At 41.2% G+C, this 25781-nt stretch carries 23 protein-coding genes; 10 read left to right on the top strand and 13 right to left on the bottom strand.

Annotated elements, in window-relative coordinates:
- Positions 1–106: 106 nt before the first annotated feature.
- Positions 107–646 carry a glycine cleavage system transcriptional repressor gene (locus tag FR932_RS00905; protein WP_019440785.1) on the top strand — a complete coding sequence of 180 codons (540 nt, stop codon included), beginning with the start codon at positions 107–109 and terminating at the stop codon, positions 644–646.
- A gap of 83 nt (positions 647–729) precedes the next feature.
- Here FR932_RS00905 and FR932_RS00900 read toward each other — a convergent pair whose 3' ends face one another.
- From FR932_RS00900 to FR932_RS00890, 3 genes are all read right to left on the bottom strand, one after another.
- Positions 730–3315: a M9 family metallopeptidase gene (locus FR932_RS00900; RefSeq protein WP_019628844.1), complete on the bottom strand. Its 2586-nt coding sequence runs from the start codon at positions 3313–3315 to the stop codon at positions 730–732.
- Between the two features lie 501 nt (positions 3316–3816).
- Positions 3817–4383, bottom strand: coding sequence for a PepSY-associated TM helix domain-containing protein (locus FR932_RS00895; protein ID WP_019440783.1), 567 nt, complete (start codon positions 4381–4383; stop codon positions 3817–3819).
- A 248-nt stretch (positions 4384–4631) separates the two neighbouring features.
- Positions 4632–5129 carry a DUF6314 family protein gene (locus FR932_RS00890; protein ID WP_019440782.1) on the bottom strand — a complete coding sequence of 166 codons (498 nt, stop codon included), beginning with the start codon at positions 5127–5129 and terminating at the stop codon, positions 4632–4634.
- Between the two features lie 150 nt (positions 5130–5279).
- On the opposite strand from FR932_RS00890, the gene bcp reads away from it, so the two are divergent.
- From bcp to FR932_RS00875, 3 genes are all read left to right on the top strand, one after another.
- A complete protein-coding gene (gene bcp, locus FR932_RS00885; protein WP_019440781.1) occupies positions 5280–5789 on the top strand; it encodes a thioredoxin-dependent thiol peroxidase in 510 nt (169 codons plus the stop codon).
- Positions 5790–6340: 551 nt separating this feature from the next.
- Positions 6341–6895: a type II secretion system protein gene (locus FR932_RS00880; RefSeq protein ID WP_019440779.1), complete on the top strand. Its 555-nt coding sequence runs from the start codon at positions 6341–6343 to the stop codon at positions 6893–6895.
- A 66-nt stretch (positions 6896–6961) separates the two neighbouring features.
- On the top strand, positions 6962–7540 hold the full coding sequence (locus tag FR932_RS00875; RefSeq protein ID WP_019440778.1) for a type II secretion system protein: 579 nt from the start codon (positions 6962–6964) through the stop codon (positions 7538–7540).
- Positions 7541–7550: 10 nt separating this feature from the next.
- On the opposite strand, the gene FR932_RS00870 is transcribed toward FR932_RS00875, so the two are convergent.
- On the bottom strand, positions 7551–7823 hold the full coding sequence (locus tag FR932_RS00870; RefSeq protein ID WP_019440777.1) for a hypothetical protein: 273 nt from the start codon (positions 7821–7823) through the stop codon (positions 7551–7553).
- 193 nt (positions 7824–8016) lie between these two features.
- Positions 8017–9477, bottom strand: coding sequence for an aminotransferase-like domain-containing protein (locus FR932_RS00865; protein ID WP_019440776.1), 1461 nt, complete (start codon positions 9475–9477; stop codon positions 8017–8019).
- 205 nt (positions 9478–9682) lie between these two features.
- On the opposite strand from FR932_RS00865, the gene phhA reads away from it, so the two are divergent.
- Positions 9683–10519 carry a phenylalanine 4-monooxygenase gene (gene phhA / locus FR932_RS00860; RefSeq protein ID WP_019440775.1) on the top strand — a complete coding sequence of 279 codons (837 nt, stop codon included), beginning with the start codon at positions 9683–9685 and terminating at the stop codon, positions 10517–10519.
- 76 nt (positions 10520–10595) lie between these two features.
- Positions 10596–10937, top strand: coding sequence for a 4a-hydroxytetrahydrobiopterin dehydratase (locus FR932_RS00855; protein ID WP_019440774.1), 342 nt, complete (start codon positions 10596–10598; stop codon positions 10935–10937).
- 100 nt (positions 10938–11037) lie between these two features.
- Here FR932_RS00855 and FR932_RS00850 read toward each other — a convergent pair whose 3' ends face one another.
- The 3 genes from FR932_RS00850 to FR932_RS00835 all read right to left on the bottom strand — a co-directional run bounded on the left by FR932_RS00850 (position 11038) and on the right by FR932_RS00835 (position 13659).
- The gene (locus FR932_RS00850; RefSeq protein WP_019440773.1) at positions 11038–12105 is read right to left on the bottom strand and encodes an AI-2E family transporter; all 1068 of its coding nucleotides are present in this window, start codon (positions 12103–12105) and stop codon (positions 11038–11040) included.
- A gap of 25 nt (positions 12106–12130) precedes the next feature.
- Positions 12131–12373 carry a sulfurtransferase TusA family protein gene (locus FR932_RS00845; RefSeq protein WP_019440772.1) on the bottom strand — a complete coding sequence of 81 codons (243 nt, stop codon included), beginning with the start codon at positions 12371–12373 and terminating at the stop codon, positions 12131–12133.
- A 329-nt stretch (positions 12374–12702) separates the two neighbouring features.
- Positions 12703–13659, bottom strand: a complete 957-nt coding sequence (locus tag FR932_RS00835; protein ID WP_019440770.1) for a porin — start codon at positions 13657–13659, stop codon at positions 12703–12705.
- A 196-nt stretch (positions 13660–13855) separates the two neighbouring features.
- On the opposite strand from FR932_RS00835, the gene FR932_RS00830 reads away from it, so the two are divergent.
- The gene (locus tag FR932_RS00830; protein ID WP_019440769.1) at positions 13856–14242 is read left to right on the top strand and encodes a DUF423 domain-containing protein; all 387 of its coding nucleotides are present in this window, start codon (positions 13856–13858) and stop codon (positions 14240–14242) included.
- A 154-nt stretch (positions 14243–14396) separates the two neighbouring features.
- On the opposite strand, the gene FR932_RS00825 is transcribed toward FR932_RS00830, so the two are convergent.
- The 4 genes from FR932_RS00825 to FR932_RS00810 form a co-directional block, all read right to left on the bottom strand.
- A complete protein-coding gene (locus tag FR932_RS00825; protein ID WP_019440768.1) occupies positions 14397–17615 on the bottom strand; it encodes an efflux RND transporter permease subunit in 3219 nt (1072 codons plus the stop codon).
- Entirely contained in the window at positions 17615–18733 is a 1119-nt protein-coding gene (locus FR932_RS00820; RefSeq protein WP_019440767.1) for an efflux RND transporter periplasmic adaptor subunit, read from the bottom strand. Before FR932_RS00820 ends, FR932_RS00825 begins: the two co-directional genes overlap by 1 nt.
- A 230-nt stretch (positions 18734–18963) precedes the next feature.
- Entirely contained in the window at positions 18964–19296 is a 333-nt protein-coding gene (gene erpA / locus FR932_RS00815) for an iron-sulfur cluster insertion protein ErpA (RefSeq protein WP_036336781.1), read from the bottom strand.
- A gap of 203 nt (positions 19297–19499) precedes the next feature.
- Positions 19500–20198 carry a DUF6776 family protein gene (locus FR932_RS00810; protein ID WP_019440765.1) on the bottom strand — a complete coding sequence of 233 codons (699 nt, stop codon included), beginning with the start codon at positions 20196–20198 and terminating at the stop codon, positions 19500–19502.
- A gap of 351 nt (positions 20199–20549) precedes the next feature.
- Here FR932_RS00810 and hemL point away from each other — a divergent pair, with 351 nt between their 5' ends.
- From hemL to FR932_RS00795, 3 genes are all read left to right on the top strand, one after another.
- Positions 20550–21833: a glutamate-1-semialdehyde 2,1-aminomutase gene (hemL, locus tag FR932_RS00805; protein ID WP_019440764.1), complete on the top strand. Its 1284-nt coding sequence runs from the start codon at positions 20550–20552 to the stop codon at positions 21831–21833.
- A gap of 377 nt (positions 21834–22210) precedes the next feature.
- Positions 22211–22888, top strand: a complete 678-nt coding sequence (locus FR932_RS00800) for a TIGR04219 family outer membrane beta-barrel protein (RefSeq protein WP_019440763.1) — start codon at positions 22211–22213, stop codon at positions 22886–22888.
- Positions 22889–23102: 214 nt separating this feature from the next.
- Complete coding sequence (locus tag FR932_RS00795) at positions 23103–23384, top strand: hypothetical protein (protein ID WP_019440762.1); 282 nt, start codon at positions 23103–23105, stop codon at positions 23382–23384.
- Positions 23385–23477: 93 nt separating this feature from the next.
- On the opposite strand, the gene mrcB is transcribed toward FR932_RS00795, so the two are convergent.
- Positions 23478–25709 carry a penicillin-binding protein 1B gene (gene mrcB / locus FR932_RS00790; RefSeq protein ID WP_019440761.1) on the bottom strand — a complete coding sequence of 744 codons (2232 nt, stop codon included), beginning with the start codon at positions 25707–25709 and terminating at the stop codon, positions 23478–23480.
- Between the last annotated feature and the right edge of the window lie 72 nt (positions 25710–25781).

Here is a 25781-nt window from a genome sequence, read left to right as displayed (position 1 = left end):
TCTTGAAGTTGCTTGGGTATATGATGTTCTATTGTTTGTTTACTTTAATTGATCCGGGATAGTTTACTTACTTTAATAGACTCGGAATAAAAGGACATGGAAGAAAATGACGCAGAATTTAGTTATCACCGCCCTGGGCAGTAACAGTCCAGGTATCGTTCATAAACTTATTGGTCACGTCAGTAACTGCGGTTGTAATATCGTTGATAGTAAACTGGCTATTTTTGGTAATGAATTTACCTTGATCATGCTGTTGTCTGGTGAATGGAATGCGATGATCCAACTCGAATCGAGCTTGCCATTAAAGAGTCAAGAACTCGACTTAATCACCATGATGAAACGTACCGAACGTCACGAACCAATCAGTTATGATCATACCATTGAAGTTGAAATAACCATTCCTGATGCGACCGGTATTATTGAAAAATTCACGCTATTCTTTACCAACAATAATCTTAATTTAGCCGGTCTACGTTCAGAAATTATCGTTGACGCAGGCAGCCCCGATATACTCAAAGCAAATTTCACCTTAAACACCACATTTGATTGTGACTTAGCTATTTTAGAATCAGAGCTTTCTGGTCTGTGTACAATTCTGCACGCTGACTATCAATTCATGGTTGATAACAAGGTGCTCACCGCTTAATTTCATCCTTAATCAGTGTTGCGGTTATCAACTCGATTAACCGCAACTGATTTATTATTCTAAATACCTCATGCTATTTAATATTATCTCACCTTAGATACACTCACTCGCACATTCTGATAAGTTTGCGCTGCTGCTAACGTTAAATATACCCAACCTTTACTTGCCTGCACCGTAATTTCCTCACGGTTACCGCGATTGGTAGAAGATTGTTGAAAGCTGTCTTTAGAAGCCCAAGTTACGTCGCTATAATAAAGCTCCACATCACCATCACCGCCCTCGGTAGTGAAAGACAACGTAGCATCCTGTTCCACGTAATAACCTAAGTATTCCATTTGATCAGACGAGACACAGACTGCTTGCCCTTGCGTTAAATTACCTCCGGCTTCCGAACTCGAAATACAGCTATTATTCAGGTGTTGTGGGTCGATATTACTGACCAGCAGTTTTACCTGATCAAAATCGGCATCGCTTTTAACCGTCAAGTAAATCCAGCCTTCAGTTACATCCGCTTTGATCAACTCATTATTACCTTGTTGAGTTGACGATAAAGTAAAATCGGTATCCATAGCCCACGTGCTGTCGTTGAAGTAAAGGTCTGCATTACCACTACCGCCCTCTGTGGAAAAATACAAGGTACCCGCCTTCTCGACATAATAGTAATAGGCAATATCAGTACCAGATAGACCACAGACTGGGCGATTCAGCATTAACGCACCATTAGCCTCTTCAGGAGTCATGCACTCGCCTATCGTCGTATCACCGTCCTCGCCGTTATTATTTCCACTGTTGTTTCCACTATTATCGCCATTATCATCACCGCGGTTATCATTGCCATCATTCTTGTCCAGCGCCGTTAGCCAATCGCTAAAGTCGGCATTATAAATATCTCCTATAGATGACATGTAACCCGCGTAATTACTGAAGTTACCTTGACGTAATAGGTTTAGAATATTGTCCACCTCTGCAACATGCTTTTCAAACATATAGCGCACCGCAAGATAACCACCATGGTAAACTTGGTCATTACCACTGGCGTAGCTATTCACCCACAGATCACTTAATTGATAGTTATTATTCTGACCTACTTCAATCGCATGGCTGTTGTCATCACCGTGCGCGATATATTCAGCAAGGCCTTCTATCCACCACGTTATCGACTCGGCGCTTGAATCGCTAAAATTACCTTTAATATTGTAACGCGCATCAAGGTAATGCACATATTCATGCTTCAGATTCCAAACCTGAAACTCATCTGTTATCCAATCCGCTTCATAAGCAATAAAGCGTGCCTGATTACCCAATACAGCAGGATCGCCCTCTAGATACATACCACCGTTATCCGTGCTGATACCAAAGAAAGTACCTGCATACTGTTTATAACTGGCTGTACCATTAAAGATAACGACCTCAAGTACCGCATTATGATCATCCGCTACAGGTTGATAACCGGTATTAAGCTTGGTGTGGAAGTAAACCTCTTCCTCAGCCATTTGTTCACATGACAGGGCTAACTCTGCCGATGTCATCGACTGTGCACGGATTTTAATTGTCGGGCTACATGTATAATTGATAGCAAGAATTTGTAGCTCTAATTGTTGTTTGTAACCACAGATATTATATTCGTTACAATCTCCGTAATAATCCACCATTTCAGCAACAGCCAACCAGACACCGCTACCACGACCGTTCATGCTATAGCGATTTAATAATTGAGTTAAATAAGGCTTTACCTTGTTTTGTACCGAAGGTCCGTAATTGAGCATACGCCCGAGTTCTTTCGCGGCATTATTCATTAAATACTCATTACTGGTACCGATGAGATAATCTTGTTGGTCGATAAAAATCTTAAGATCATCAACCACACTATTATCGATTGCCAAGTGCTCAGCAAAACCGTCAGCCCATTGTCCACGCCATAGAATGGTAAAAATAGAATTCACCGACAGGCTCATGCTACGAGAATCACTCCAGCTATGATTAAAACGCCCTAGCATATCTTTAACGATATAAATAAAATGAGTATTATGACCAGCGCTGTCCACCAGCGTTAATACCTCAGAAAGCACTTGACCGTGCTCCTCACTGACATCGGTAACATGCACATTGCTAAAAAATGCCGTTAACGCCAACAAGGATGATTGTTTGATTACATCCGAGTATTCACCTACCGCTTCTTTTTGATAATGCTGAATATAGTAACCAGCTCTTAAAAACAGTACTAAATTAAGTATGCCGTCTTCGTTGCGACCTTTGTAAAGCGCGCTGGCAGAGCGAAATTCATTGATGATCGTGAGCATGTTATTTTCATTAAAAATAGCGGTCGCCTCAGCGTCGCTAACAGAAAATTGTTTATTAATACAATCACTGGAAACCTGAGTCACATAGCTAATCAAATCTTTGCCCGTGCGATTCGAAAACTCAGTCACAGAACACAATGGCGCTATCGCGGGTGCGACATCAGCTAACCTAGTCATCCGAGCCATGCGCGGCGTTATAGTCAATCGAGACGGTTTGATAGGTGATCGTTCGGTAACATCCTGCATCTGTGATTGCGTGGAATGTTGGTGGTTAACGATAGATACTGGGCCTGTTGAGTTTATGTCGGTAGCCTGAGCTGAGCCGAACGTCATCAAACCAAAAGTCATTAGCAAGAAATGTCCTTTCATTTAAACCTCTTTAAAATGCTGTTAATTAAAAACAAAACGCCACACAAGCAAATATATTTATTATTAATATTTTGTTTTTTGTTTATATGACAGCATTAATATAAGCTTCAAAATAAAATGATTCACCACTTTAGAGGTGTTTTCATCATTATTAGGAATAATTCTCATTACAATGTGAAGTAGCTGGTAGTTTTGTGATAAGTAAGGAATATATTTTTGTTGCTGGGAAGGGATTTTAGAGTGTTAAATCGTTATTTTTTCACGCTATTTATTTTATTTCACAGCTATTTATAAGAGTATCTAAATGTATTGTAAAAAACGATAACGAAAATCTGTCAAATATATACGGCTATAATCAGTGATACCTTAGACTTCAACTTCAACTAGCCTTCAACTTAAACTGGAATCAGTCTTTAGTCTCGACCTAAGGTATTTATATTCACAGCAGTACTAACCACGCAAAATCTTCACGCTCACTGACGATGACTTATGAATTAAGAATTAAGAATTAAGCGATTGAGGTAATATATCACCTGCTTCTCTTAATTCGGTTTTCTTACGATTCTGACGTCTTAATATATAAGGCATTAAGAACATGTAAATCCCCGTGATCCACAACATAAGTAAAATGACTGAAGCCGGTAAAAATAGCCATAATTTAGCATGTTCATGAAAGAACGAACCATCATGCAATGACTCAATCAGATCTGAACGACGATAGGCGACTTGTAAGATCTTACCAGTGGCATTATCAATTTGAACTTCGACTTTGTTTTTAGCCCTGACTTTCACAATACCTTTCGAAGGCCTAACATCCATACGGCTGACATTTTTCCAGCTCTGGATCTCAGCTTCGGGCACTGTGCTCGCAATGTCGAGTATCTGTTGGAATGATAGTTGCGGGATTTTAGCCTCACCTTTCATACTCGCAGGCTGCACCCAAGTAACTTCTTTTTTTACTTGCAGTAATAATCCACTAATAAGAACAACGATTATCGGCAGTGCTATAATCGCAGCTCCCCAATAATGGGTTTTACGGTTGACTCGTTTCCAATTTACTTTTTTCATACAACGACCTTGTTATCTAGTCTAGATTCTAAATAACGCGAGTGTAGTGATAATGATTTCCATTTGCAATAAAGTGTGATCGCTAAAGTTTATAACAATCACCCGAGATAAAGTCATAAATAGCAGTATTAATCACAATAATACATAAATGTACTATTTAAATTGGAAATAATTCGTTTACTCACTACAGTAAACATTCACTGTAAGATTTGTCATATTTTCATTTTATCGCTTAAAAAACGTAATTTTTACACAGCATAAATATAATCTAACACTTCACGCTTCTTAGGCCCTTGAATACGCCATTGCATTTCCAGACTATCAGGGTGTAATACAAACGAGGCATCGTAATTGTCTGCTGCACATTGATGTGACTGCCGCGTAACTAATTGGCCTTGCTCATTTTCGATAATATCGAACAAGAATACCGGTTTATCCCAGCCAAAGCGTAAATGCGTTAAGCGAATATGGTCGCCTTGAAACTGCCACAAATATTGATTGTGCATGGGGACTTTACGTGTCGCTGATACGTGATAATCACCACGTTCAATGGTTTCAACAATCGCGCCCGATTCAGGTACGTCGGTATTCCCCTTATCAACAGTTTCACCTGCTCGGCGTTTAATTAAGCCCTGCCCTTCACCTTGCCAACCAGTCACAGATTCATTGTCGCTATTCACTTTAAAACTAAATCTGTTTAACCGGTTAAGCAGAAACCATAATTGCGTTAATGTTTGCACTGTCATCTCCTTCGCTCTATTAGCCATATGTATAAAAAGTTGGTTATCAAAAGTCCCTTGTCGAGAGACAAAAACTCCCGCACAATAGCTACATACGATTTATTCATCATTTATTAAAAATTTATTAGCCATCTATTAACAGTTAGGACTATACCCATGCAAACTTTAAAGTCTGGTGATAAAGCACCATCATTTACTCTGCTCAACCAACATAATGAAAGCGTTTCGCTTGATTCATTAGCAGGCAAAAAAGTCTTAGCTTATTTCTATCCAAAAGCCATGACACCAGGTTGTACAACGCAGGCGCAACAACTACGTGATCATATCACAGCATTAACGACGTTAAATGTAGTCGTACTTGGCATCAGCCCAGATGAAGTGGTTCGCCTAACGAAGTTTGCTGTTCGTGATGAATTAAATTTTAGCCTACTTTCAGACCCTGATCACGCAGTAGCAGATGCTTTCGGTATTTGGGGCCTGAAAAAATTTATGGGCAAGGAATATGACGGCATCCACCGCCTGTCTTTCTTAATCGACGAACAGGGTGTGGTAGAGCACATATTTACTTCTGCATCGCTTAAAGCTGTGCCACTAGAAGGCGAATACAGCAAGTTTAAGACCAAAGATCACCACCAAGTAGTATTGGATTATTTAGCTAATAAATAGTCGTGTTTAATTTATTTAAGCTGAAAAAAAGCCAACAGGGATTGTTGGCTCACACTCCGCTTAAATGTGACCTTCGCAGCGAAGCAAAGAAAAAGTCCGACCATGAATTAAAACTAAAGCAAGAAAAAAAGCGCGCGCTGAAGCGCCAACAAGAGCAGAAAATAAAGCACAAATAGATAAAAATATAGAGAAGAACAAGCGCAAAAAGCCAAGATAATTGCCTGCCGAAAAGCAGATATAAACAAACAAGCCGTTAAATGCAAAGACGAGCTACTCAGTACATTAAAGATCCCCAATGACCCAGAATACTAAACAATATAAAGTAAAGCCGACTGTATATCCGCGTAATATCTGAGGTATCACCACTCGAGCATTAGCTCGCAACAGACTGTTAACGCTAACGAATAACTAGATAGGTTATAATAAAACTATATAATTTATACTTTCAAATGATTTGCATCATTTATAAACAATCAGCCACATTTATCTTGTTGTCCATGCAAAATGAAATAAGATAAATCCTATTAATGAGATAATTGATACAGGGATTTATGCCAAACACCACACACTCTAAAAAGCGTGATACACAACATAACGGCTTTACCCTGATTGAATTAGTTATCGTGATTGTGGTACTTGGCATATTAGCCGCGACTGCAATACCCAAGTTCATCAATCTCAGACATGATTCAAGAGCCGCTACGTTAGAATCTATTAAAGGCACGATGGAAAGCGCATTGCAGTTAGTGCATGCTCGCGCACAAATGGAAAATCAAACCAGTGGTAATGGCGAAATTGAAATCAATGGGGTTAAAGTGCCCTTGTATAATGGTTATCCCTCGGTTGATGGCCGAGATACTTTCCCCGAACTTAATGCTCAAGTGAAAGCATGGATCGAGATTGATAGTGTCGATAGGAATACCGCCTTCGGTGATCGTAACGCGGCCAACTTTTTCACTGATAGAGCAAGAAGGTACAATCAAATATTTATCTTTTTCATGACTGACTATGATAGCAAAGGCGTTAATTTTCAATGCCAAATTCGCTACGAAAACTCGGCGCTCGTAGCCGCGCCCACAATTAGGGTGTTAACAGACAGTTGTTAATTTACTAAGTTTTATCACGACATAATTAATCGATATTCAAGAAAGCACTCACGAGTATAGGGATATATGCCAAAGCAACAATACATGAAATCACACCATGCAAAGAGTAAAGGCTTTACGCTGATTGAATTAGTCATCGTGATTATTGTGCTTGGTGTATTAGCCGCGACAGCCGTGCCTAAATTCATCAATCTAAGAGCTGATTCAAAAGCAGCGACATTAGAAGCCATAAGAGGATCGATGGAAAGTGCAATGCAACTTGTTTATGCCAAAGCCGCCATCGAAGGTAAAACGACAGGTGAAGCGGAAATAACAATTAATGGTGTTCAAGTCCCGATATACAATGGTTATCCGGCATTTGCCACTGCAGGGACTTTAAAGAAGATTAATGAGCAACTTAAAGCGTTACTAGAAATAGACTCTGTAGGTGCCGATGTCGCAGAACAAGATCATAAGGCCGCACCATTTTATATATCTAGAAGTTCGAGGAACGGTGTTCTTTACATTATGTTCAGTAGTGACGTTGAATTTAAGGGTGTGAACTTCAAATGCCAAGTTAATTATACAAATAAAATACCCAATCCAAACAGACCAAATGATCCAATCGTCCCCTTATCTATTGGCGTGCTAACAGAGCAATGCTAGACAAGTATTGCTAATCAACCAACCCATTACGTTTCAAGCCGCGTCTAACATTTTTACACAGTTTACCGACGCGGTTTAATTCATCAAACGTCGGCGCAGTGCCTTGCTTGACTTGGTCTTCCCAATAACACAGTTCAGAGTCGACTAATTCTAATAATTTCTTCGGGCAACCTTCACACGAATCACCACAAATACTCGATTCAGGTTCGTAGAAAGGAAACACGCCACGTACTTCGGTAATTAGATTGGTCATCGCGGTAGATAGATTTGGTTTTTGACTCATCACTTTTACTCATAAGAAGACCAACTAAGCGCAGCAAAAAAGCATCACTTTAGAATGGAATGACTTGGGTGACTGAATTATAACGCCCCACCCCTCGATAAAAATTGATATTGGTCATTTATAAGTGTGATATAAGTCACGTTAAATATTGCACGATTACAACAGCTATTTAACTAGCACTCCAATCAACCAGCTATTTAATTAACAGTCTAGTCGCGATAGCAGCTAAGGTTTTAATACTGCTCTGAATATCAATTTTAGGATCGCAAGCACAGTTAATACGGATACAGTGATCAAACTTGTTCGTCGCACTGCTCAACTGCCCCGGAATAATGCCTATGCCCATATCAATAGCCTTAAGATGCAGTTCATGACCATCAATGTCTTGCGATAAGACGACCCACAAAATACAACCACCTTGCGGATTCGAGACTTGTGTACCGTCAGGGAAATGTTGACGAATTAACGATTGGATCTGATATACCTGCTTAGCGATCTTAGCCGTTAATTGACGCACATGACGTTCATACTTGCCACTGTTATAAAACTGCGCCACGACAATCTGCGAAAACTGTGGTGCGCTAATATTCGTGAACGTCTTAAAATAAGAGACTTCTTTGTAATACGCGCCCGGTGCAATCCACCCCACCCGTAATCCAGAAGCGATGGTTTTTGATACCGACGAGCAATACAACACCATGCCTTTTTTATCGAATGCTTTACAGGGTTTTAACCGTGAACCATCAAACGATAAATCCCCTAACAAATCATCTTCAATTAAGGGAATATCTTTCGTTGCTAACAACTCCACCAGCTGTTTACGATTCGTTTCAGGCATACACGAACCCAATGGGTTACTGTAACTTGGCACCACTAATACCGCCGATATTTGCCATTGCTCTAACGCTAATTCCAGTGCTTCAAGGCTCATGCCGGTAACGGGGTGACACGGTATCTCCAGCGCTTTATAACCTAATGATTCGATTAACTGTAATGAACCAACAAAACCCGGCGACTCCAATGCAATCGTAGCGCCCGGTTTAGCAACGGCACGTAAACACACCGACAATGCCTCTAAACAACCATTAGTGACAATCACATCACTTGCTGATACCTGACAGCCCGATTCATTCATGCGCTTAGCCAGCACATCGCGTAATAAGGTATTACCCGCCGAAAACTGCACTTCAACAATATCCGCCATGTGGTGTTTGATCACTTGGTTGGATATTTTTTGCAACGCGGGGGTCGGCATAAAATCACTCGACGGATACGAGGTGCCCATATTGATCACATCAGGCGCGCCACATTGATGAAATATCTGACTGGCGAGTTCATGGATCTTCACCGACTTGGGTTTCATGGTCATACTCATGCCCATGTTAGGCAGTTCAATCACCGCGTCAGTGCTATTATTAAAGCAGACGTAATAACCTGATTTTGGCCTAGCTTCAATCAGACCAACAATCTCAAGTTCTTCAAGCGCCCTTTGTATCGTGGCAATACTCATTTTCCGCTTTACAGATAACGCTCTTAGCGACGGTAATTTATCACCTGGTAAATACACGCCTTGATTAATTAAGTCGCGTAAATCATCAGCTACTTGCTGATATAACAATACTTTGGTTATTACTCTCGTCGATATTTTCGTCATTGGTGTTAGCTACTTTTATCATTTGGTTTTTAAGCATGAATAATCGATATGGCATAAACCAGTACAGTTTATTAAATTATTCACCAGTACAGTGACAGATTAACATAACTGTACTGGTTTATTTATCAATTTCCTGAATCTGTACTGCATATTTAATTGAGGCTAAACTAATATCAATTGAATAACACAGCACGAGGAAGTCATTATGAACTCATCTTTAGCTATTAAAGCGGATTTAGCCGTAGCAGAAAAAGTAAAATATGTTTCACGCCAACCAGACCAAAACGGCTACATACATTATAGCGATGAGGAACACTGCACTTGGGCTACGTTATATAACCGTCAAACCGAAATCATTAAAGGCCGTGCCTGTGATGAATTTATTGCCGGTATTGATCTGCTGCAGATGAGCGCAGATCAGATCCCACAGCTACCAGATATAAACCGAAAACTAAAAAAATTAACCGGTTGGCAAGTCGAGAACGTGCCTGCTTTAATTGGCTTTGAACGCTTTTTTGAATTACTGGCGAATAAACGCTTTCCAGCAGCAACTTTTATCCGCACCAAAGCAGACATAGACTACATTCAAGAACCGGATATTTTTCATGAATTATTTGGTCATTGCCCACTACTCACCAATCAAGCTTACGCTGACTTTTCCCAGCATTACGGTGAGCTAGGATTAAAAGCCGACAAAGCCGACCGGCCTATGTTGGCACGTTTGTACTGGTTTACCATTGAGTTTGGTTTAATGCAGACTCAGCAAGGTTTAAAAATATTTGGTGGTGGTATTCTGTCGTCAAAACAAGAAACGTGCTACAGCTTAGAAAGCGATATTCCCAATCGACAACCGCTGCAAGTCATCGAAGCATTTCGAACCCATTACCGTATCGATGAACTGCAAAAGAATTACTTTGTAATTAACCAGCTAACGGACTTACAACAATTAGTTAAGCTCGATTTAATTACCTTGATCAAAGAAGCTAAAATATTAGGCATGAAACCGTCGGCGCATACGCCGAAAGAAGATAAGGCTTGTTAACATCGACATAGCTCGAGCTAGACTAAATAAAAACGACTTTAAATACCCTATTTGAAACATAAGACGAGAACAAATCATGACTGAATTAAACCAACAAAACTGCCAAGCATGTCGCGCCGATGCCCCACAAGTAAGTGATGCAGAATTAGCTGTATTAGTTAATCAGATCCCTGATTGGGCGGTCGTTGTGCGTGAAAATATCATGCAATTAGAGCGTGAATTTAAGTTTAAAAACTTTAAACAAGCTATCGCTTTTACTAATCGTGTCGCAGAGATGGCTGAAGTGGAAGGTCATCACCCAGCATTATTAACAGAATGGGGCAAAGTAACCATCACTTGGTGGTCACACAGCATCAAAGGTCTGCATAAGAATGATTTTGTCTGCGCAGCAAAGACTGACACATTACTGGCTGACTGAAATAACACATCAGTAACAAGAAATAAGTAATAAAAATAAAAAGCCCGTGACTAAATTGCTCACGGGCTTCGCTTTGTTAATCTATGTTGATGTAATCAGATTAATCTTCAACAGGCATCGCGCCACGTTTTGGCCAAGCATTCAATACCGCTTTCACCAAGGTTGCTAATGGGATAGCAAAGAACACACCCCAGAACCCCCACATACCACCAAACACTAATACCGACATAATAATCGCCACAGGATGCAGGTTCACCGCTTCCGAGAACAACAATGGCACTAACAAGTTACCATCGAGCGCTTGTACGATACCGTACGCGATCATCATATAAGTAAATTCTGGCGTTAATCCCCACTGGAATAAACCCACCAGCATCACCGGCACAGTTACCGCTGCAGCACCGATATAAGGAATCAACACCGAGAACCCTACTAATACCGCAAGCAGGGCGGCGTATTGTAAATCAGTAAAGAAAAACACCAACCAAGTACAAAAACCAACGATGATAATTTCAAATACTTTACCACGAATATAATTGGCAATTTGGCCATTCATTTCCGTCCATACTTCCATCGCCAGACGACGGTTTTGCGGTAAAATACTCACCAAGGCTTTAACCAAAATATGTTTATCTTTGAGCATGAAGAATACTAACAAAGGCACTAAAATCGAATAAATCAGGATAGCAGCTAAATCAAATAAAGAAGCGAATGAAGCGCTTACTATCATCTCACCTGAACTGACCACGTGATCCTGAACTGCTATCGAGGCAGTCTTGATTAATTCTGCATTAAACAAATCAGGATTTTCTTGTGGTAACATCAACAAGAATTCTTGACCTTGTTTGAGCATTGCTGGCATGGCTTTAACCAAGGTCACGCCTTGATGCCATACCGTAGGCACTAGGCCTAACATCAGCATTACCATCGAGGTGACAAAGAGCAGTAAAATAATGACCGTTGCCCAGGTTCTCGACAGCCCTAACCGCATTAATTGTATTAACGGCCAATCCAATAAATAAGCTAATACTACAGCCACTAAAAAAGGCGTAATTAAGCTACCAGCAAAATAAATAACCGAAAATCCAAATACTAACAGTAAGAATAAAGTAACTGCGTGCGGGTCAGAAAAACGTTCTTGATACCAACGTGATACTACAGAGATCATAAATTGTGATTGCCTTAAGATTGTATTATGTATTAAGTGTTAAGTGCTGGGTTAGTTTGGTGATCTGAATGCGTAATATCGACGCACTGTTTTCTAACTCAACGACTGTGTTACCGAGACTGATTAAAAATTTAGGTATGTCTTGACGAGAACCAGGATCGGTCAGTAATACGATAATTTCAGTACCTAGTTCAGCTTGCTTTAACCAGAGTTTGACTTTGATCAGCGGTAAAGGGCAAGCGTAGTCGCTTAGGTCTAATTGCTGCATTGTATTTACCTGCTTTACAGCTAAAGAATATAGCCAAAGGTGAAGCTTATAGGCTCAATATAATGCCCAACGCGAAATTTCGAGCCATTATCAACTGTTTTCAATTGATACACAACAAGCTTAGAGTTTGAATATGAAGTAGATACAACAAGGAGTAAATCAAGGGGAACATTGGCAATACCATTACGCATAGAAAAACGGTTAACCCGAAGATTAACCGCTTTTTTCATCCCAGCAATGATTGCAGTAAACCTTGCGATTGCATTCCAGATGCACTAGCAAGATTCATGCGATAGCAGGGGTTATGTGTGCTAATCGGATTTAATGCTTTAAAAGCTGTAACGCGCAGCTAGGTGGAAGTCATCATCTTTACCTTCAACCCCATTAATACGGTATTCAGCGACTGTACGTAAGCTTTTATTAAAGTCATAACGTACACCGAACACTAGATCATCAACTGCGTCTGTCGTAATTGATGTTGTTGTATCTTCAAGCTCTTGCACGTTATATAACACCTGTGCGCGAAGTTGCTTAGTGATTTTGTATTCAGCTGATAATTCATAAGCGGTGTGGTCTGTGTTTTGATCTTCAAACTCAGCGCCTTGCGCAAATGTAGCAGCGACCCTCATTGGACCCGTTTTATAACTCGCACCCACTAAAAATAATGACGCATCATAGTCATCTGTCGGCGACTTTGCGCTAAAGCCTGCCGCTAACATTAGGCCAAAATCAAGCTTGTAAGTTGCAGCAAGGCTGTATTCCGCGTCGCTTTCAACATCACTTTGGTTATCGTCAAGGCGATATGACGCATCTAGCTGTAACCCAGCAAATTTGTTGCTGTATTTTAGCGTGCTGTTATCACGGCTTGTATTGCCTAAGTTACCACCATAAGCATTAGTGTAAGCAACATCGGTCAAATCTGACGCTATTGTCAACGCATTGTATTGACGACCAAAACTAAATGCACCAACGTCACTATCAAGTCCAATGTAAGCTAAACGCGTCTTAGTTGTAGGTGATGTTTCACTATCTTTAAGATCATACTGCAACTCATAACGCGCAAATGCCGATAATGAATCTGAAATATCTGACTTTAATTTTGCGCCAAGTCGGATATAAGAGTCATTACCATAATTAGCATTCTTACCTTCACCGCTAAAGTCATGCCCAGCATAAGCACGACCATATAGGTCAACCGCTTGACCGTCATTATTATAAACTTCAACAGCGCCAACCGTTGATGCGAATAAGCTTGGTAATACTAGTGCAAGTAGTGATTTTTTCATTTTAGGTTCCATTCCATTAGGCAAATTAAAAAGATAAAGGTTAATAACTGAGTAGATGCTTTAATTGGAACCAATACTAAAGGGGATATATGACAAAGATGTGTGATTAACATGAACAAAAAATGTAAGATAAATGACAACTTTATTACGTATTACAACAAACTAAATCTTTTGACTGACTAAGGATAACCGCAGAATGCAGCACAACAAACTCAAATATTTCCTGATTATCTGTTCCGTTTTAATGTTTACCAACATCCTTATCGGCACACTCGGTGCGCATTTATGGCATTCACAGCTCGTACTGAATAATGGTGTGGCTAACTTTGCCACCGCGCGGGACTATTTATTTATTCATACCTTAAGCATTTTATTTTTGGCGCTGTTAGATACTAAATTTCCTGAAGGGCGTTTTAACTGGGTTGCTGGCTTACAATTACTCAGCATCACCTTGTTCAGTGGCAGTTTGATTTTGTATGCATTAACGGGTGAGAAATGGTTAAGTAACATCACCCCGTCGGGCGGTAGTGGTTTAATGCTGTCGTGGTTATTATTGGTTTGGCGTGCTTGTAAAATTAAATAAGTTCACCGTGATGCTCTATGAATACGACATACAAAAACAGGTGCTGATTGAGCACCTGTTTTTGTCTATTCATTTACAAACGGTTCATTCCCTCGTAAACAATTCTCTCATAAACAGTTCTCTCATAAACAATTCTATCGTAAACAATGCATTATTACCCTAATCGGCTTGCAGTTAATGTCTCAGAGTCTTGTCGCTCTGAAGAATAAGCAACATGCTGATCATCATCAAAACGACCTTTAAAATGACTATCATCATTCACCGTCGGTTGGTCTTTATTCAAACCTCGACTTAATCGATCACCCAATACCAACATACATGGCGTTAATACTAACGTCAGCACAGTTGCAAAGGTTAACCCCCCCGCTACCGCAGTAGCCAATTGCGACCACCATTGTGTTGATGGCGCGCCAAATGTAGTACTGCGATTAACAATATCGACATTCATCTGCAATACCATCGGCATCAAGCCTAAGATAGTCGTGATCGTCGTCAGCATCACCGGACGTAAACGTTGTGCACCAGTACGTAATACCGCTTCAACCGCTGTAAGGCCCTCACGTTTAAGGACATTGTAGGTATCAATCAAGACAATATTATTATTCACCACAATACCGGCTAGCGAGATCACACCAATACCTGACATCACAATACCAAACGGTTCTTGTACCACCATTAAGCCAAGGAATACCCCGACCGTAGAAAAGATCACCGCGGTTAAAATTAAGAACGCTTGATAGAAAGAATTAAACTGGGTTACCAGAATAATCGCCATCACGGCTAATGCAATTAACAACGCATTTTTAAGAAACTCGGCCGATTCTTTCTGGTTTTCATTTTGGCCACGTAAACGAATCGTCACACGAGGGTCAAGTTCCAAGTCTTTCATCAGTGCCATTAACTTCGGCAATTGCTCATTTAAGTTATAACCAGGCAATAAATCCGCTTCAATTTTCAGTGCTTGGCGACCATCCACTTTACGCACCGAATCTTTTTTCTGCTCTGGTGTTAAGGTTGAAAATACACTTAATGGCACTTGTCCCACAGCGGTCTTTAAACGTAAATCTTCTAAACGATCGATATGACGATATTGTTCTGAGAATCGCACGCGAATATCCATCTCGTCATCAACATCGTCAGCGCGATAACCACCAAGACGTAAACCCGTGGTAACAAACTGCACGTTATTACCCACTAACAAGGCATCAGCACCGTAACGGGCTGCAACCGCACGATCAATTTTGATCTGCCATTCAATACCTGGTTTTGCGCCATTATCACTGACATTAGTAAAGATGCCTTGGGTCGCCACAAAATCTTTAATTTTAGCTAATGTCGGCTCTAACAGCTCCGGATAACGAGAGCTTAATTCCAGCTGCAAGTCTTTACCTTGCGGCGGGCCACTTTCATCTTTACGCGCTTCAATCTCAATACCTGCTAACGTCGATGTTTTCACTAAAACATCAGCAATGATCGCATCGGCTTTACGGCGCTGTTGCCAATCAACTAAATTAACGCGCAACGAACCAATCTGCTCACCTTTTTGATCGCTTTTACCAGTACGTGCATAGAGTGTTTCAATCTCGGCCATCCCCAGTAATTTAGCTTCGACTTGTTGCATTAACGTGTCTTGCTCATAAATAGAGAGATCACCTTGCGAGCGCACGATAATATTAAAGCCCGGAGGTTCTACATTGGGGAAAAACTCAGATCCTTTGCCATAAACGCCATACGCTTTAATCACCAAAATAGAGAACAGTACTGCCGCACCTAGACACCACCACGGTTTTTTAATCGCGCCGTTAAGTAATTTAATATACCAACCTGTCATGCCTGGCATCTTGGTAAGATCACCGCGTTCAGCCACTTCCGTCTGCTTTTTTTCTAATGCTGACAAGTTACGGCGACGCCCAAATATACCACCCAGTGTTGGCACAAAAATCAGCGCCATGACTAACGATGCACTCAATGTGGTGATCAGGGTTAGCGGCAAGTACTTCATGAACTCACCCATCATCCCCGGCCAGAACAATAACGGCGCAAAAGCCGCTAACGTAGTCGCTGTCGAGGCAATAATAGGCCAAGCCATACGTTTTGCAGCCAGGCCATAAGCTGCTTTGTTACTGCGGCCTTCATTCATTTCACGATCAGCAAACTCGGTTACTACAATCGCGCCATCCACCAGCATGCCCACCGCCATGATCAAAGCAAATAGCACCACGGTATTAATGGTATAACCCCACATTGACAGCATTAAAATACCCGCGAGGAATGAACCCGGTATCGCAATACCAACCAACAAAGCACTGCGCGCGCCCAGACTACCTATGATCACGATCACGACGAGTAATACAGCAGACAATACATTGTTTTGTAAATCGCTGAGCATGTCTTTGACGTCTTCAGAACTGTCTGCGGTAAAATCAACCTTGATCACACCTTGCCAATACACACTTTCTTTATTCACTAAGGCTTTTACTTTATCGACTGTCTCGATGATGTTTTCACCGGGACGTTTTTTTACTTCCAGTGACACAGCCGCTTGGCCATCAATACGCGCAAACGACACCGGATCTTTATATGAACGGCGCACTTCAGCCACATCGCCAAACGTGATAACCCGGGTACCGTCCACTTTCACTGGTAAATCGAGTACGTCTTTTAACGAATCAAATACCGAGGGTACTTTTACGGGAAAGCGACCTTGGCCACTGTCTAGCGTACCCGCAGCAACTAATAAATTATTTCTTGAGATAAGGTTATAAATATCGTTCTGATCGAGGTTATAGCTTTCCATTAATAACGGGTCGACTAAGATCTCAATCATGTCTTCACGATCACCACCGACACTGACTTCCAGTACTTCGGTAAGCGATTCAATTTTTTGTTTTAAGTCTCGCGAGACACTAATAAGTGCACGCTCTGCAACATCACCAGATAAAATCACCGTTAACGCTGGTTTTTGCGTGGCCATGCTGATCTCTTTGACCACCGGCTCTTCAGAATCATCGGGTAATTGCGCTTTGGCTAAACTGACTTTCTCACGCACGCTGGCTAAGGCAATATTACTGTCAATACCGGCATGGAATTCCAACTTGATTGAGGCATGCCCTTCACTAGCGGTAGAGGTCATTTCTTTGAGACCATCAATACCACGGAGTTCTTGTTCTAACGGCCGTAATAATGCCCGTTCACCATCTTCAGGGGAAATACCATGGTGATTAACTGACACGTAAATAAACGGGATCGGCACATCCGGTTCGGCTTCTTTGGGGATATTAAGATACGTCACGCTGCCAGAAATTAAAATAAGCAGCAGTAACATGATAACTGTGCGGCTATGATTTAACGCAGCAGTAATAATACCGTTCATTATTGCGCCCTCGTTAGCACTGCATCGACTCTATCGCCCGCACGTACAAACCCTTGCCCCACCGTGATAACTGTAGGCTGCTTACCTAGCCCAGTTAACCAAGAACCTTGTGCATCCGCTTTCAGAATATCAATTGGGGTGAAGACAACATGTTCATCAACCACCGTTTTAACACCAATCACGCCCTCTTCGTCCAAGGCTAATGTGGATGGTGATAACTTCACCGCCCATTCTTGACGTAGTGGTAATGATAGCTCTGCACTACCACCAGCAGATAAGCTTAAATCGTCATTATCGATGGACACTTCAATGCGGAAAGTATTAGTTGCAGCATTGGCCACACGTGAAATGTAACGCACTTTACCTTCAATCTCTTTACCACTGACTAAGCGCACTTTGGCAACTTGGTTTAACTGCACATTATTGACATCAAGCTCAGTCACATCGGCTTTAATAATCAAAGGGTCAATGTCAGCAATGGTCGCAATCGGATTACCTTTAGCAAGGTAGTCACCCACTTCGATATGGCGTTCATTCAGAATACCGGAGATAGGCGCAATGATAATGGTTTTTTCTAACTGCAATGTGATAGTGAATACATTGGTCGATGCATCACTTAATGCCGTGGCCGCTTCCGCTAAACGGGCTTTGCCTTGAAACCCTTGTGCTGCTAGTTGTTTAGCACCTTGATATTCAATCTCACGTTGTTTATATAATGTTTTCGCACGCTGTAATAATTGCGGCAGATCATTTTGTTCCATCTTGGCAATAATGTCGCCTTTCTTAACAAAGCTACCGCGCTTGGCGAGTACTTCTTCAACGCGACCAGCAATCTCTGCACCCAGATTGGTTTCACGATCGGCAGCCGTACGGCCATAAAGAGAAATGGAACGCGCAATCAACTGTGCATCAAATTGCTGAACACGCACTTGGGGAATGGGTTTCTCGACCGCAGTGTTGGCATCCGTGTTCTGAGGAAGAGGTGCAGCATTATTTAGCTGTGCGCCATCCTCTGCATGACCAGAGCCACTTACCATCCATACTGCAAATACAATCGCGATAACAGATGCTTGAAATAAGGGCTTTTTAATTATAGCCAGCGCGGTAAGGTTACTCATCATCATTCCTTTGAACATAATTGAGCATCTATGATGCTATATATTTAACATGATAGGAATGATTATCACCTAAAATAAGACGATCGGTCACAAACATTAAAGAATAAGCTAGAAGTATTAATATTTTTATAAGCTGCGGGGATATAGAGACAACATTGATAAAATAGAAAGGGAATATCCGCACTTAACGACTGTTAAGTGCGGATCAATAGTTTACATTCAAGCACTCATTAGATTGAGAAGCTTGAGCCACAACCACAAGTTGTTGTTGCGTTAGGGTTATTCACCAAGAAACGTGAACCTTCTAAACCATCGATATAATCAACAGTACCGTCAACTAAATATTGTAGGCTCATAGAATCAACAACCATAGTCACACCGTTCTTTTCAATTACAGTGTCGCCAAAGTTAATTTTTTCATCAAAAGTAAAACCATAAGAGAAACCAGAACAACCACCGCCAGTGACATACACGCGTAATTTAAGCGCTAGGTTTTCTTCTTCAGTGATCAATTCTTTCACTCGTGCTGCAGCATTATCACTAAAATAAATAGGTAATGCCATGTCATCTGCACTTGCTTCCACAGCAACAGGTGTAACAGCTTGTTCAACAACTTCATTGTTAGCCTGAGTTGCACCAACGTCTGTAAATAGTTCCATATCTGTTCTCACTTAAACTCGATTTATACATTCAATTATCTAATACCTGACTAATTCAGTCAACTATCGTTTATTGGCTCTTTATCTCGAATGCTGGTAATAGGTGCTTATGACCCCGAGATCGTGTCACTGCTTTGCAATACCGCGCTCCAATCAAAGTTTTGTTTTAAATTAACACCTGAATTCCAACGATTGCCCTTTACCTTACCGACAAAAGCCACACGTTCTGGGACAAAACCCAGCGGGAATTTAATTGAGGCTTCTATCGTTTGGAAGTAACGGAATGAAAATGTAAGCTTTTGCTCTTTTTCATCAACCAGTTCACTCCAGCGATACTCCACAGGTTCGCCTTCTTCACTGCCATAAAATACCATGTCTGCGCTGGCTTTAATGTGGCGCTTTTTCTTTTGCACTTGCATCAGTACAACTTGCATAAAGTAATAATCTTCACTGACTTCGGGAATAAATGTCAGACTTTCTAATTGTACCCCGTTAATGACATCTTCAGGCGCCATGATACGCTGATAAAAAACCAGTTCACGTTTTAGCTCGGCATTTTCATTAAACAAAATACGTTGTTGCTCAGTTAACTGGTCCACTAAAACCTGTGAGGTTTGCAACTCGACTTCAACTTGCGCTTTGACCTTACTGGTTTCTGCAAAGGCAGTATCAAGTCGTGCAATTTCATCATCTTTCATGGTGATTTTTGCTGCCGACTCCATGCCTTTCAAGTAAGAAAAGCCATAACCTAATAATATAGCGAGCGCCAATAATACGATGTAACGCGGTTTAATAAACTTAAACATGTCGGCCTTTTCGTGAGGATGGATAAAAATAAAGCGCTATTTTAACGATTCTGCCGATGAAAACAAAGACAAGTTAAATGTAAGTCGCTAAAAATATAAAAAATCTACGTTTAAAGCAATGAACAGGTATAATGAGCGCCTGAAATTTTCTTCATAATATCAATTTCTATAAATAACTGTGCAGAAAAATGCTATTGCTATCGCAAACATACATGGCCATGGATGGCCATGGATGGCCTTGTCTAAGCGAACAGGGATGTCTTGAGCGGTTTGCAGGAGCAATATTATTTTGATTACGTAATTTTCGGAATTGGTATAATTAGTCCCAGACAGTAGATAAAAGGATTGCAGATGTCAAAATCAAGCCAACTTTTCACGCAAGCTCAAGCGATTATTCCTGGTGGCGTAAACTCACCAGTGCGCGCATTCAATGGCGTTGGTGGTAGCCCACTCTTTATTCAACGTGCCGAAGGCGCTCGTATCTACGATGTAGACGGCAATGCCTATATTGATTATGTTGGTTCTTGGGGTCCAATGATCTTGGGTCATAACCACCCTGCAATCAAATCAGCGGTACTGGCTGCTGTTGAAAATGGCCTAAGCTTTGGCGCGCCGACTGAAATCGAAGTGATCATGGCGCAAAAAGTACAAGCTATGGTGCCATCAATGGAGCAGATCCGTATGGTGAGCTCGGGTACAGAAGCGACGATGAGCGCGATCCGCCTAGCACGTGGTTACACTAATCGTGACAAGATCTTAAAATTTGAAGGTTGTTACCACGGCCATGCAGACTCGTTATTAGTGAAAGCAGGTTCTGGCGCGCTGACATTAGGTCAACCTAGCTCTCCAGGTATCCCAGCTGATTTTGCTAAACACACATTAACGGCAACGTTTAATGACCTAGCATCCGTTGAAGCACTATTTTCTGAGTATCCAGAAGAAATTTCTTGCATCATCGTAGAACCTGTTGCTGGCAACATGAACTGCATTCCACCACAAGACGGTTTCCTGCAAGGTCTACGTGCGATTTGTGATAAATACAATGCCGTACTTATCTTTGATGAAGTAATGACAGGTTTCCGCGTTGCAACAGGCTGTGCACAAGCACACTATCAAGTTAAACCAGACCTAACAACACTCGGTAAGGTTATTGGCGGCGGCATGCCTGTAGGCGCGTTTGGCGGTAAACTTGCAATCATGCAGCACATTGCGCCAACAGGTCCTGTATACCAAGCAGGTACGTTATCAGGTAACCCAATTGCAATGGCAGCTGGTCTAGCAGCACTTAACGAAATTGATAAGCCAGAAGTAGCAGCGCAATTAAGTGCCAGCACCAAACAATTAGCGGAAGGCCTTAAAGCGGCAGCAGCACGTCAAAATATCCCCCTAGCAATTAACTATGTTGGCGGTATGTTTGGCTTCTTCTTTACAGACCAAGCTGAGATCACTGGTTTTGAAGGTGTATTCAAATGTGACGCAGAACGCTTTAAGCAGTTCTTCCACCTGATGTTAGCTGAAGGTGTTTACCTTGCACCGTCTGCATTTGAAGCTGGTTTCTTATCTACAGCACATAGCAGTGCAGATATTGAAGCAACAATTGTAGCGGCTGAACGTTGTTTCGCTAAACTAGCGTAACAAGTTCACCGTAAAAAGCATGATGAAAGTACCATTTTCATTATTTAATTAAGCCCTATTTCAGGGCTTTTTTGTGCCTTTTTTTTCGCCTCGTAAAAGTACTAGGTAAAAATAAGTTCAACTACTTTGGTTAAAATGACATAAATAGCGTATTAAACATGATTATTTAACTGCAAAATGTATAATGTCCGACAAAAATAACCGTATATCAACGGCTTTATAAAATTAATATTAGCGCTAAACTTTTTTCCACACTGGCCGAAAGTATTAACAGTGAGTTGATAGCATTAGGATTTAATGAATAAATGTCTAATACTAATTAACCAAGGACGCTTACTGTTGCGCGAAATAATTACATAGATGAACATGGACTCATTATGAAAAAACAACTACTTGCACTAACTCTTCTTACAGCTCTTTCAAACAACGCAATGGCTGACGCTATTGGTACCTATTTTGGTGCAGACGTATGGCAATCAGGTGTTGACGGTACAATGAGCTACAAAGGCAATGACCTTGCAACTACTGGCTATGAAGATACATACAACTACCGCATGTATGTGAAAGTGGAACATCCGATCCCATTAATTCCAAATGCAGCACTTAGCTTTTCAAATGTTGATGTAGAAGGCTCTTCAGCAAACGAAAATGTTAACTTGAAAACGGTTGATTTCACGCTTTATTATGAATTCCTAGACAATGATATTGTATCTCTTGATGCGGGTGTTACTTGGCGTCAACTGAACGGTACATTTGAAGATGGTTCAACTGATGTATCATTCTCTGGTCCATTACCTATGGGTTATGCTTACGGTGAAGTTGGCCTGCCAATGTTCCCACTGAAAGCATTCGCAATGGTAAATGCGATTGGTATCACTGGCGATGTATACGGCGATGCTGAAATTGGTCTAGCGTTCATGCTAAACCCAGGTTATGTATTAGATTGGTCTATCCGTGCGGGTTACCGTATTCAACAACTTGACTTTAAAGTTGATGACGTAAAAGCTGATGCAACAATTGACGGTGTATTCCTAGGTTTAGAAGGTCACTTCTAAACACCAAGCATAGTTAGAATAAATAGCTAATATAGAAATAGAGAATATAGAAAAAAGACGAGCATCAAGCTCGTCTTTTTTGTTTTCAAATTTAGACAAGATCTCCCTACCTAATACAAACGCTTACATTCAACACATACGCTTACATCTCATCGATTGAATCAGATTTTCTTAAATGCTCTAATAATTCTTTATATTATTATAAGGATTTAAAATGAAAAAGTTATTCGTACTATCTGTACTTGTTATGGGATTGTCTGGTTGTTCTGGTATTCATCAAACAGATGAAACATTTGGTGCACACGCTGAGAATATGAACATATTGTTTATGCAATTCCCAGGTGGCAGCACTCAAGAACGCGCAATGGAATTAGCGCCTGAAAATGCTGAAATTGTGACAATTAACTCAACCGCTTCAGATACCTCATCGGTACTGGGTGTGCTAAATCGTATCGTTGGTGTTGATCAAACTAAAGTTGCTGGTACGATCAAATAAGGTACTAGCAAATAAAGCACGAGCTAATAAAAACAGTTCTGGTTCGCTACAACTTATATAGCGAACCAATACTCAATACTCAGCATAACCCGCCTAATTCACGGCAAGACTATCAGCACCGCGTAATTTCATGTAATCGCCAAATACCGTTAATGCACCGCTCGACCCCGTTAACGTCGACGTTTTATTATCATCACGACCAACCCATACAGTAACGACATCGCGATTATCTAATCCGACAAACCAGCTATCACGAAGCTTATCGGTAGAACCGGTTTTGCCCGCAAAATTAATACCTGGGAATTGCCAGCTTAAACGGCGCGCAGTACCTTTCTTAGCCACCAGCGTCATATTATAAATCGTCAAGTCAGTGTATTTACGATCAAAACGACGATTACCTTTCAGGTCTTGTTGGTAAACCAAATCACCATCTTCATCAACCACAGCGATTAAGCTCGTTAACTTATGGTATTCGCCTGCTGTCGCAATCGTTTGATACATTTGTGACACTTGAAATGGCGACATATTTAACGCGCCTAACAACATTGATGGGTAGTGATTATCAACTTTTGTCACGCCTAAGCGTTTTAAGCTTTCAATAACCTTATCAACGCCAAGCGCCATACCTAAATTAACCGTAGGGACGTTAAGCGACTGCATCAAAGCTTGATACAAGGGCACTTCACCACGGTATTTTCGATCATAATTCTTCGGCTGCCAGTTATTACCATATTGGTTATTCAAGCGCAGCGGTTTATCTTCTAACGGTGAGTTAAGATCATAACCTTGTTCAAACGCAGTTAAATAAATCGCCGGTTTCACCACAGAACCAATTGAACGCGAGGCATCCAGTGCACGGTTAAAGCCTGCATATTGGGTATTACGGCCACCCACAATCGCGGTCACCCGTCCATAATGGCGATCCGTCACCACCATGGCAGTTTCTAACCCTGATATTTTACGGGCTTTTTCTAAACGCGGTAGACTTTCACTGATCGCAGTTTCAGCAGCACGCTGGGCGAGTGGATCTAAACTGGTAAATATTTTTAATCCTGATTGATCATAGAGTGCATCACCAAACGTAGTTTTTAACTCTCGACGCAATAACGACATAAATGCGGGTGCTTTTGATACGCTCATGTGGCCACGCGGAATAATACCCAAGGGTCTGGCGATTGCAGCGCGATATTCAGCAGTGCTAATCTTGCCATTTTTAGCTAATAAACGAATGATCAAATCACGGCGTTCTAGCGCGCGGTCTGGGTAGCGCCATGGATCATAAAACGACGGGCCTTTCACCACTGCAACCAAGAATGCCATTTGGTCTATGCTCAATTCTGGTACAGGTCGTCCAAAATAAAAGTAACTTGCTAAACCAAAGCCATAGACGCCATCACTGTAGTTTTGGCCTAAATAAACTTCGTTAAGGTAACCACTTAATACCGCATCTTTACTTAAACGATAGTTAATTAACAATGCCATGTAGGCTTCATTAAATTTACGCCAAAAACTACGTTGTCGAGTTAAGAAAAAGTTTTTTACTAACTGCTGCGTTAAGGTACTGCCACCTTGTACTGTGCGCCCTGCATTCATATTAGCGAATGCTGCACGGACAATCGCAACAGGCGATACGCCGCTGTGATGGTAGAAATTACGGTCTTCCACCAGCAATAAAGTATCAATTAATAGTTGTGGGTAATTTTGTAATTCCACCAAGATACGGTCTTCTTGGTTAGGTGCTTGCAAGGTATCAAGCAACATAGGGTCGAGATTAACAGACTGCAGGTATTTACCGGTTTTCTGATCGCGAATACTGACTAAGTGGCTATCCGCAAAGGTTAAAAATAACGCTTGATTCGGCTCTGTGCCATCGAGATAGGTAAAGCTGCGGCGTAATAATTCAACTTTCGTTTTCGATACTGAAAACTGCCCGGCGGTACGGGGCTTGGATACTTTTAAATAATTCAGTAACACCAGTTCTTCGACAAGTTTATCATGAGGCAGAAACATACCTGGTGTGAGCTCTAAACTACGCGCGTAGATCTGCGCAGGGGTTTTCCAAATAGGGCCAGAAAATCGCGCTTGAATTTTACTGTCTAAATACATGCCGTAGAGCACAAAGATAGCCGAAAACGCCAAGCTAAATTTAAGCAAGAAAATGGCAAGACTTCGCGGCCAAGAGCGGTGTTTTACTTTTTTGCCTTTTTTCGTGGTTTTTTTGGCGGTCGGTTTTTTAGCCGCTGTTTTTTTTGCTACCGGTTTTACTGGTGTTTTACGTTTTCTGACCGGTTTTTTTATGTCATCAATGACAGGACGTTTAGCCAAGAGAAAGGGTCCTAGATATTATATCAACTACGGTAACGAGTGCCGAACACTATCGAATACGATTAGATCAAT

The organism is Moritella marina ATCC 15381, assembly GCF_008931805.1.
In the GTDB taxonomy this organism is placed as follows: domain Bacteria; phylum Pseudomonadota; class Gammaproteobacteria; order Enterobacterales; family Moritellaceae; genus Moritella; species Moritella marina.
Note: the sequence above shows the minus strand (reverse complement) of the source record. Positions and strands in the feature narration are given on the sequence as shown.